This is a genomic window from Ancylobacter dichloromethanicus, assembly GCF_018390645.1.
Taxonomy (GTDB): domain Bacteria; phylum Pseudomonadota; class Alphaproteobacteria; order Rhizobiales; family Xanthobacteraceae; genus Ancylobacter; species Ancylobacter dichloromethanicus.
In genome coordinates this window covers 1-1,324 of the sequence record NZ_JAHBGC010000025.1, presented here as the reverse complement: position 1 = coordinate 1,324, position 1,324 = coordinate 1, and the positions used below count along the sequence as shown (strand labels likewise).

The window sequence follows — 1,324 nt, the reverse complement described above, 5'->3', positions numbered from 1 at the left end:
AACCTCGAATCATCCGGCGTTGAAGCGTCGGACTGGAGACTACGCCATGAACAAGCCTACCACGAAGCCTGATTCCTCGCAGCCTGCGACCGAGCTGGCTGTTGATCTTTTCGACAACTGGTTTGACCCGATCGAGGCCGAGGTGCGGGCTCGGTCGCGCCAGTTCATCGAAGAACTGATCCGCGGCGAGCTCGACGATGCACTGGCACGGCCGCGCTACGGACGGAGCCAGATGGCCAGCAATGAAGCAAGAGCCGGCGTTACGGGCCATCGTCACGGCAGCCGGACGCGGTCGCTGACCGGCACGTTCGGGCCGATCGAGATAGCAGTGCCGCGTGCCCGGCTGACCACGTCCGAGGGCATGACGACGGAATGGAAGAGCCAGGCACTGCGGGCCTATCAGCGGCGCACGCTTGCCGCCGATGCGCTGATCGCGAGCAGCTATCTGGCCGGCACCAATACGCGACGGGTACGTCGCGCGCTGGCGGCTCTGTTCGGCGGGACGGTCGGTAAAGACACGGTGAGCCGGACCTGGCGCAAGGTCAAAAGCGACTGGGATGCCTGGAACAGCCGCTCGCTGGCCGACGAGCCGATCGTGCGCCTGATCCTCGACGGCACCGTCGTTCGGGTACGGCTCGACCGCAAGGCGACCTCGATCTCGTTGCTTGTTGTGCTTGGCGTGCGCGCAGACGGCCAGAAAGTGCTGCTCGCGATCAAGAGCATGGGCGGCGAGAGCGCCGAGGCCTGGCGCACGGTGCTGGACGATCTCATCAAGCGCGGGCTCAGGCGTCCCGAGTTCCTCATCGTCGACGGCGCGCCGGGGCTCGACAAAGCCATTGCCGTCGTCTGGGACGGCGTGCCGGTGCAGCGCTGCACGGTCCACAAGCACAGAAACCTGATCGCGCATGCTCCGGAGCGCCTGCACGAGGAGATCACCGCGGACTACAATGACATGATCTATGCGACGACGCCTGAGGAGATCGCGGCTCGCCGCAAGGCCTTCATTCGAAAATGGAGGCTCAAGCACCGCGCCGTTGCTGACAGCCTGGAGGAAGCAGGCGACCGCTTGTTCACCTTCGCGCGCATGCCGCCGAGCCAATGGCGTAGCCTACGCACGACAAATGCGATCGAGCGGTTGCACGAGGAGTTCAAGCGGCGGATCAAAACCCAAACCGTGTTGCCGTCGGCCGACACCGCCGCGATGATGTTCTGGGCGCTACTCGCCTCGGGACAGATCAGCATGCGCAAGGTCGATGGTTGGCAAACCCTCGCCACAAAACCCATCGATCAGCCAATTGACCTTGCCGCCTGAAACGATAACTTC

The 1,324-nt window shown here is 64.0% G+C and carries 1 protein-coding gene; it reads left to right on the top strand.

Translation table 11 applies throughout. The features are described from left to right. The first annotated feature begins 46 nt into the window (after positions 1 to 46). Entirely contained in the window at positions 47 to 1,312 is a 1,266-nt protein-coding gene (locus KHC23_RS14190; protein ID WP_013214472.1) for an IS256-like element IS1354 family transposase, read from the top strand. Positions 1,313 to 1,324 lie beyond the last annotated feature (12 nt).

Bases quoted from the DNA above. Each gene is read 5' to 3' on its own strand.
- KHC23_RS14190 (WP_013214472.1), top strand. From the start codon at position 47: ATGAACAAGCCTACCACGAAGCCTGATTCCTCGCAGCCTGCGACCGAG.